At 45.4% G+C, this 9,444-nt stretch carries 5 protein-coding genes; 1 reads left to right on the forward strand and 4 read right to left on the reverse strand.

Going from position 1 to position 9,444, the window contains the following annotated elements; translation table 11 throughout:
- Window positions 1–9 precede the first annotated feature (9 nt).
- From QUA47_RS14170 to QUA47_RS14185, 4 genes are read right to left on the reverse strand one after another with little or no spacing between them, the layout of a single operon-like run.
- The gene (locus tag QUA47_RS14170) at window positions 10–1,566 is read right to left on the reverse strand and encodes a PAS domain-containing sensor histidine kinase (protein WP_333431207.1); all 1,557 of its coding nucleotides are present in this window, start codon (window positions 1,564–1,566) and stop codon (window positions 10–12) included.
- Window positions 1,563–2,099, reverse strand: coding sequence for a Rab family GTPase (locus tag QUA47_RS14175; protein ID WP_190658867.1), 537 nt, complete (start codon window positions 2,097–2,099; stop codon window positions 1,563–1,565). Before QUA47_RS14175 ends, QUA47_RS14170 begins: the two co-directional genes overlap by 4 nt.
- A 2-nt stretch (window positions 2,100–2,101) precedes the next feature.
- Window positions 2,102–4,819 (reverse strand): OmpA family protein, encoded by a 2,718-nt coding sequence (locus tag QUA47_RS14180; RefSeq protein ID WP_333431208.1) that lies wholly within the window; start codon window positions 4,817–4,819, stop codon window positions 2,102–2,104.
- Between the two features lie 6 nt (window positions 4,820–4,825).
- The gene (locus QUA47_RS14185; RefSeq protein ID WP_333431209.1) at window positions 4,826–5,434 is read right to left on the reverse strand and encodes a hypothetical protein; all 609 of its coding nucleotides are present in this window, start codon (window positions 5,432–5,434) and stop codon (window positions 4,826–4,828) included.
- Window positions 5,435–6,554: 1,120 nt separating this feature from the next.
- Between QUA47_RS14185 and alaS the strand changes: the two genes are divergently transcribed.
- Window positions 6,555–9,206: an alanine--tRNA ligase gene (gene alaS, locus QUA47_RS14190; protein WP_333431210.1), complete on the forward strand. Its 2,652-nt coding sequence runs from the start codon at window positions 6,555–6,557 to the stop codon at window positions 9,204–9,206.
- Window positions 9,207–9,444 lie beyond the last annotated feature (238 nt).

Below are 9,444 nucleotides of genomic sequence, written 5' to 3' on the forward strand. Positions count from 1 at the left end.
TTAATCTATTTATCTGTGTTGGTAAAATGGAATTTTGACTATAAAGGTAGTGCCTAACCCTGTCTCGCTGGAAAATTCGATTTGACCTCCGTGCAAGTCTACACACTGCTTGACTATGGATAAACCCAGCCCTGTACCGGGTATTTTTCCGACATTTTTGGCTCGATAATAAGATTCAAACAGTTGTTCTTGGTCTTCTAGAGGAATGCCAATGCCTGCGTCTTTAATTTTAAATGTAGCTTCTTCATTATTCTGACAATTTAATTCAAAATAAATATTGCTGTCGATCGGCGAATATTTAACAGCATTTGACAGCAAATTTGTCAAGATGTGCCGCAGCAATTTTGCATCTAGTGCGGGCAAGTTTTGCGTTTCCTGCGACTCGTTATCATTTTTGGTCGCGGGCGTGACTAATTCTTGACAAATAAAGTTAATTGTATGATTTTTTCCATAACTAATTTTAATTGATTCTACTAACTCGCTGCAAAATTTTTTTAAGTCAACGGGTGCCGGATAAAATTCGAGTTTTCCGGCTTCGGCGCTGCTTAGCAACCGCACGTCATCTAATAGCTGAGCCATTTGTTGAGATGCTGATTTAACGTGTTGCAGGTATTGTTGTTTTTCCGCGTGGGTGATTTCGTCGCCGTAGTCTTGGAGGATTTTAGTAGCAAATAATACTGTACTTAGAGGATTGCCGAATTCGTGAGCAATCATTGAGAAAAAACGAGATTTTACCTGTCTGAGTTCTTGCTCTTTTGCCAAAGAGCCGCGAATTTCTATTTCTTGTTGTTTGCGTTCTGTGATGTCCCTGCCTATGTAAATGAAATCGTAAAGTCCCTCTAATTCTGTCTGAATTGGCGAACAGGAAAATTCTACCCAAATTTCTTCTCCTGCTTTAGTAGTGCAGGCTATTTGTAGTTCTCTACGCAGCTCTTTTTGAGACAAAATATAGCGGTGGCGACCTTGGCAAATTAAAGTTTCTTCGAGTAAGATTAAAGACAGGGGGCGGCCGATCAATTCTGCTTCGCTATACCCAAATAACCATTGAGCCGATTGATTGATTGTTTTGATAGTTCCTAATGTTGTTGTCACCAACAAAGCATCGCCCATCGAACGAATAACTTTATCTATATAATCTTTAGAAGCGGCTAAGGCACTAACCAAAAGATTAGCTTCATTAGCGCTCTGAATCAACGATTGCTTCATCACCATCTTTTCGGTGGTATCTTCAATCAAAATTAGCAATTTATTTGGCACATCTTCTTGTTCGTCTTCATGTTTGATAGCCAACATATCAAAGTATAAAGGGCGGTTTGGGTCGGCAAACCGAGCGATACCTTTGACTTCAAAACCCGGTAGCCGTCCCATAATGATAGACATCAGGATATTTTCAATGCCAATCAGTTCGGGAAAACTTATGCGAGCATCTGCACCGGGTATTGCGTCGCCCGGAGTATCGGCATAATGCTGCACTTGGGCGGAGGTTTCCTGAATTATGAAATGGTGATTTACTACAAAATACTCTATTTGTTGCGGGCCCAATAACTTTTTTAAAATGGGGTTCATACTGGTTCTATCATTGTGTAAGCTAGTTTATAGAAAATTTCGTCAACGTCTTTGCCTGTTTTAGCAGATGTCGTGTAAACTGCTATTACTTTGTCTTGACATATCGAATGGGATATTTCCACTAGCAGCGGCAATTTTTCCTCGTCAATCAAGTCTACTTTGTTCAAAGCGACGATAATTGAACCTTTAGGATTGACTGAAGAAAAAAGCTGAATGTGTTCGGAGATTCGCTCAACTGTTTCGGAGCGGGTGACATCGGCAACGATTAAAACGCCGCTAGCTCCCTGCAAGTAAGTCGGTGCTATTCCTTTGAATTTTGTATGCCCTTCTAAGTCCCAAATTAGCAACTGTACAGTCACGTTTTCCCGCTGTTTTGTGTTTCCTAAGATGATGTTTTTGCGAGAAATTTTCACTCCCACCGTGGACAGGTACTCGTCGCTGAATTTCTGATCGACAAAACGGCGGATCAGGCTGGTTTTGCCCACGCCAAAATCGCCAATCATGCACATTTTTTTAGATATAGTAACTGACATAATTATTTACTGTTTATGGTCTTAGTTATTGGTTCAAATAGCACGCACCTGCTTAAAATTCGCGGTTGATTGGGTTCCACGTCCGCAGGAGGATTGGGGATGCCAACCGTTTGGAGGCGCTTCGGGTTAGCACCTTGCCGCACTAAAGCATCTCGCACTGCTGCGGCACGCCTGAGCGACAACTGTTGATTTGTAGCAAGTTCTCCGCTTCGATCGCTGTGCCCAATTATCTTAATATGTTTTTGAGGATATTGATCCATGAAATTTTTGACACGGGCGATGATTTCTTCATGTGTTGAGTCTAATTTTGTCGTTCCTTGCTCGAAGTAGATGCGGGTTGTAATTATCAGCGGCTCTAATTTAACGGTACTTATGACCGACTGAACACCGGGAATTTGCTTCAGGGACTGAGCTATTTTCTGTGCGTCTGCACTGTCTCTAACTCGGCCCTCTACTGTAAGTTTGCGATCGCCATACCGCGTAGAAATAGAAACGCCCTCTCTCTGGTTCAAAACGGCGGTAATCCGCTGCACCTCAGCCGCCGTCAAAACTGGATCTGGGGGGACATCTACAGCTATAATTCTATTATCTAATTGCAATTTCGGTGCAGTTGATGCGGCTATTTTTTCGGCTTGTGCCCGCAATTGTTGATTTGGCAACTTTCCGGTTAGCTTTAAAGTTTTGCCATCCACTGCAACATCTAAGCGGTAAACTGCTAATTCGGGAGTGGATGCTAAAGCTGCGATGGCATTTGTTTCGAGGCGGCGCTCAACACTGCTGCGGTACTGATAAATTCCCCAAGGTACTAAGATTAAGCTTAGGGCGGCTAAACCAATACCCGCTAGGGCGATCGGGGGTTTGGTTGATTTTTCCGTTGGCAGCGGGTCGAATAAAGTTTTTATACACGGGTGCAGCGAGTCCGGTATAGTATCCGGATCGCCGTTAAACTCGTGAATTACTTTAGCGTAATTAAGAATGAGATTACTAACGGTTTCTCGTATTTTATTGATGAAAGAGTCTGACGGTTCTCCTTTAATCACGACTGCCATGTAGCAATATCCCGCTACTTCTAACATAATCTTGGAGTCGCCGTATTCAATTTGATTTAGTTCGGAAACTTCTCCCGGTCGAACGATACAGTCGTTAACAAAGCTGCGAATAGCTGTGAGCATTCCTGCTACCATTTCTGATTCTAAGTGGTAGCTTTCTGAGTTTTGAACTTCGGAAATTATTAACCCTGATGCTTTGTGAATTAAGAATGCTGCTTGGACGGTGAAGGGTACTGATTCTTGGAGGATTAATTCAGCTTCGGAGACTCCTTGTACTTTGGAGCGAATTTTTCTTTGGAATCCTTCGACGCTGATGGCATTGGACACTTTTTCATTAATTGTTTTGATAGCTTCTGCCATGTATCTGGAAATTGTACTGCCAATTACTGGATAGAGCGCATCCACCATAGAGTTGCGTTCGAGTTTTATTTGGGCTGTAATAGCTTTGCCCATTTCCGGGGCGATCGCCTGGGCGATCGACTCTTGGTCGAGGCGAATTTGCTCTTTAATTGCCAGACCGATTTCTGGGGCGATCGCCTTAGCAATATCCGCTGGCGAATTCACTATTTGTTGAGCAAGTGCCTCGGGAAGCAGCTCAGCTATTGCCGCACTCATTGCCGACTTGTTTTCCTGAGTTTTTGCCCTAATCACTTCGTCAATAATTGGGACGATCGCGTTGACAACTTCTTCTCTGGAATCTGTAATTTTGCGGCTGAGAATTTCTCCGATCCAAGGCAACATCAACTCAATCAACTCTTGGGGCTCGTAGATTTGGTGCTCCAGCTTTCCTAATTTATCGTCGATTGTTGCCATCAGGTGGCGCACCCCCGGCAAATCGTTTTCTGCCAGCAGACTTTTCACTTGCTCGATATCCGAGATTTGCGAGCCGAACATTAGATTTTGCAGCCTTTCCATGGCGCTGTCGGCTTCATTTAAATCCTGTTTAATTTGGCCTAATATTTCTGCTGGCTGCGATATCGGTGTGGGCTGTTCTACCAAGTTTGGCATCGATTGAAGCGAACCAACCACCGGATCTACATATGCAGTTTCTGGTGAGTCTGAGACTGTAGAAACTATGGGATTTTCGGGAAGTTCCGAGGATTTTGACTCGGTTTCGGGAGGGGAAATATCTTGTTGCCGATCGAACCCGTGGGATTTTTGAGCCTGTACTTCCTGTAGAGAATCTTTCATTGTCAAGTTAGACAATTCCTCGACAGGCTTTGATTCCTCCTCCAAATCCGACTGGGCGATCGCGGAAACATCTATAGTTTTAGCTGAGGAATAGTCTTTTTCCAGTTCTGAAGTGTTGAGTTTGTGAGTAGTCAACAGCAAACTTTTTAACTCGTCTGCAACAGGCGGGGAATCGCCAGACTCCGGTTGGCGATCGTCGCCAGTTTCGGGCACACTCGCTGCAACTTCCTCTGGCGCTTGCTCAGAAATACCTAACAAATCCATCAACCCGCCGAGGGCCCCAGCTTGATTTTTTTCCTGGCTGCTGTCAGCTTCGGGCTCTGCATTTTGCTGGTTGGAACCAGCAATAATTTTGAGATCGACTAACAGATTCAGCAAGGGTTCTAGCTGGGTTGCTACATCGGCAGCAGACTCGTCAGGTTTAGAAACAAAACCCTCTAACTCATTTTCGTCAGCCGGATTTTCTTTCGGTAAAGCCATGCGTTATTATCCGTTATGGTGGCGCTCCGGCAACAGAAATTCGTTATTTAACTTATTATCAGCAACGCCTTTAAGTTCGGGCACAAATTCTGTTCCTTTGAGCCTCATGCCGAGTTCAAACAAAATTTCTGCCATGTCGTCTCTAGAAACTTTAACATCTCTGAGCATAGAAAAGCGACGATCGAGCTCTTCAAAAACCTGTGTTTTCAAAGTGCGGGTTTCTTCAGATAGTCGATCTCTGGTTTGGGAGAGTTCGTCGCGAAGCGAACTGGTTTGATTGTCTATCGCCTCGTCGAGGGCTTCCATGCTGCTGGAGAATTTGCGGTTAACGCGATCGATTTGCTGACGGAGGTCGGCGCTTTCTTCTTGCGTGTTTGAGGTGAGCGATTTAACTTTTTTTTCTAAGGAATCAACCGCCGCCTTCATTTCTCCAGAAAGAACTGTTTTTACTTGTTCGATGCGAGTTTGCATATCTTGCTGCATCATCGACAAGTCGGAATCTATTTTATCGAAGCGATTATCGTATTCTCTAAGCTGCGCTCCAAAAATTATATCGCGAATCTGGTCGATATTTCCCAGCCGTTCGCGCATTTCTTCTTTAGTTATTTCGGCCATGCTTGTACCTAGAATCTCCGGAGATTGTGAGTTTAAGAACTGTGCTAGTGATTTACTACCGTTGTTGGTGGCACTAGCTTTTTTGAGTGGGGGGGCTTTTATTTTTTGAACTCTCATCCCTGCGTCGGGGATGGGATTTTTTAGAGTTTTGACTCTAAATATCCTGAGATTCAAATTTTTGAGCCTAATCTTGTCACCAAAAAGACGGTTTGCTATCCTTGGCTTGCAGCAAGCTCAGAGAAGCGTAGATTTGTTGCTATACAGGACAGCGGGGTAGGTTTTAATGTCTTGTACTGACATCTTCAATGATATCGCATCTTGACAGTGCCTCATACCACAGCCCTTGATCCCCGGGAAAAAGCGGGGCGCGCTCTAGGTGCCATTATATATAATATATAACTCAAAAGCTGCACCGATCGCTCCCCGATCGACTCCCAGGGATGTTGCCTTTGAGTACAAAGCATTTACACACTCGAACTCTGCCCTCTCTCCCCCTCGAAGCCTCTCCTCCTCGGATCGCCCTATAAAAAAGCGTAGGGCCCGATCGACAGCGATCAGACCCAATAATATGAGAGCTTTGTTTTTTTTAACAAACGAGATGTGTTTCCGATTGAGAACTGTTACTTACTAGGGTTTACAACTTGTGCAGCTTTACTGTTAATCCGCAACCACAACTAAGTCTGACTCGACTGCGGTTTGGCCTGACTGCTCGATCGGCAGTTCGCCACTATTGCAAGTTGTGTTCGGTTAATTTCTGCTGCGCCTGGGAATCTAGACCGGAGACACCATGTCTATATCCTCGAACTTTCTTTCTAAATATAGCGACCTCCTTTCTCTTTCTGTCCCGGTGTCTATTATTAAGTTAGCATGGCCTTTCGGAGGAGTAAAGCACAATTTGCAAAACTTGATAGGTCTTTACATTACTAAGTATAATGATATGAATCTCCAAATAGATGTAAGTTAGCACTCACGCACTCCTAACCAACAAACCGGGTTTTTCTACCGAGATTGAGGATTTTAAGCAAGTATTTTGGTTAAAAAACCCGGTTTCTGGACACCCGTGCGTAAGTCCTATAAATTCTATTGTTGCTACATCTTTACATACTTAAGTGTTTTTGCCATGTCTATTTCTCCTAAGTTTCTCAGTGGCAGCCAAATCCGCCAAACCTTCCTCGACTTCTATGCTCAGCGGGGACATAAGATATTGCCGAGTGCTTCTTTGGTGCCCGAAGATCCGACTGTGTTGCTGACGATCGCCGGAATGCTACAATTCAAGCCGATATTTCTCGGACAGCGCGCAGCCGAATCACCGCGCGCCACCACTTCTCAAAAGTGCATCCGCACCAACGACATCGAAAACGTCGGCCGCACCGCCCGCCACCACACGTTTTTTGAAATGTTGGGTAATTTCAGTTTCGGGGATTATTTCAAGAAACAGGCGATCGCCTGGGCGTGGGAACTTTCCACGGAAGTTTTCGGTTTAGCAGCCTCTAATTTGGTTGTTAGTGTTTTCCGAGAAGATGACGAAGCTTTTGCGATTTGGCGCGATGAAATTGGCATTCCGGGCGATCGGATTCAGCGCATGGGAGAAGAGGACAATTTCTGGCAATCCGGCCCGACTGGCCCCTGCGGCCCGTGTTCGGAGATTTACTATGATTTCCACCCAGAGAGAGGTGACAATATTGACCTCGAAGATGATACCAGGTTTATTGAATTCTACAACCTGGTTTTCATGCAGTACAATAAAGATGCAGAGGGCAATTTAACACCGCTGCAAAATCAAAATATTGATACTGGCTTGGGACTGGAACGGATGGCGCAAATCCTCCAGAAAGTCCCCAATAATTACGAAACAGATTTGATTTTTCCGATCATTCAATCGGCGGCGGAAATTGCCGGGATTGACTACCATAATAGCGATGAAAAAGTCAAGGTTTCGCTGAAAGTAATTGGCGACCACATTCGGGCTGTGGTGCACATGATTGCGGACGAAATTCGCGCGTCGAATGTTGGTCGGGGTTACATTTTGCGCCGGTTGATTCGCCGGGTGGTACGCCACGGGCGGCTGATTGGAATTCAGGGCGAATTTACGGTGCGGGTGGCTGAAAGTGCGATCGCCCTTTCGGAAGCAGCTTATCCGAACGTGCGGCAGCGGGAAGCTCAAATTAAGGCGGAATTGGCAAGGGAAGAGGCGCAGTTTCTCAAGACTTTGGAACGCGGAGAGAAGCTGCTGGAGGAAATTGTCGATCGCACAAAACAGCAAGCAAACCAACAAATCAGCGGTCAAGATGCTTTCACTCTTTACGATACCTACGGTTTCCCCTTAGAACTGACTCAAGAAATTGCTGAGGAACAGGGAATTTCGGTGGATTTGGAGGGCTTTGAAAGGGCGATGAAGGAACAGCAAACTCGCGCTAAAGATGCTCGCCAAACAATCGATTTGACGGTGCAGGGTTCTTTGGATAAGTTGGCTGAAACTATCCAGGGAACTGAGTTTGTTGGTTATGCTGAATTGTCGAGTTTAGCTGAGGTGGAAGTTATCTTGGTTGACGGCAAATCGGTGGAGGAAGCAGCCGCAGGCACTGAGGTACAAGTTGTTTTGAACCAAACGCCGTTTTATGCAGAATCCGGCGGACAAATTGGGGATAAAGGTTATTTGAAAAGCGGAGATAATGGTGATGGTTTGTTAGTAAGAGTTGATGATGTGAAGAAGGAATCGGATTTCTTCGTGCATTTCGGCTTGGTGGAACGGGGAACGCTGAGAGTTGGCGATAGTATTACTGCGAAAATTGACAATAGCGGTCGCCGCCGAATTCAGGCTAACCACACAGCAACTCACTTATTACAATCAGCTTTGCGGAAAATTGTGGACGATTCCATTTCGCAAGCTGGTTCGCTGGTATCGTCAGAAAGATTGCGGTTTGATTTCAATTCTCCGCGCGCTGTCACAGCAGAAGAGTTGCAGAAAATTGAGGATTTAATTAATAGTTGGATTGCTGAGGCGCACGCTGCGGTCGTTGCAGAAATGCCTATAGCCCTTGCGAGAGAAAAAGGCGCGACTGCGATGTTTGGCGAGAAGTACGGCGACGTAGTGCGGGTGATCGATTTTCCCGGCGTTTCGATGGAATTGTGCGGCGGAACTCACGTCAGCAATACCGCAGAAATCGGGCTGTTTAAGATTGTTTCCGAAGCGGGGGTAGCGGCGGGAACTCGCAGGATTGAAGCGGTTTCCGGTCAAGCTGTTTTGGACTATTTGAACGTGCGCGATAAGGTGGTGCGTGATTTGGGCGATCGATTTAAGGCGAAGCCTGAAGAATTGCCGAACCGGATTACTAATTTGCAGAATGAGTTGAAGGATACTCAGAAACATTTGGCTGCTGTGAAGTCGGAATTGGCGATCGCGAAATCCGACCAGTTGCTGAGTGCGGCTGAGGATCTCGGCGAATTCAAAATCATTGTAGCTCAATTGGGTGATGTGGATACGGAAGCGCTGAAAACTGCGGCGGAAAGGTTGCAGCAAAAGTTAGGAAATGCTGCGGTTGTTTTGGCATCAATTCCTGAACCGGATAAGGTAAGTTTGGTGGCAGCTTTTAGTCCTGAAGTCAATAAAAAAGGATTGCAAGCTGGCAAGTTTATCGGGGGAATTGCTCAAATTTGCGGCGGAAAAGGCGGCGGGCGGCCTAATTTGGCGCAAGCTGGGGGACGCGATGCAAGTAAGTTGCAGGAAGCGTTGGAAAGTGCTCGCAATTTGTTAGTTGAAGGGTTGGGTTAATTAGGAAGAAACTCGGCTGTTGAGACACCCGGCGGTTGAAACCGTGGCTACACAGACGAAACCCGCCTTCGCGGGTTGAAGATTCAATTTTATTGAGAAACCCGGCGGTTGGAAATCGCCGGGTCTCATAATCAATTAATCCCTAATCCATCCGTGTATCCGCAATACGGTTCAGTTAAGGGCTAGGCAGTGCTTAAAACAATAAATACAGGAGGATTCATTATTATTCCAGTACCTC

Source organism: Microcoleus sp. MON2_D5 (genome assembly GCF_036701905.1).
GTDB lineage: Bacteria > Cyanobacteriota > Cyanobacteriia > Cyanobacteriales > Microcoleaceae > Microcoleus.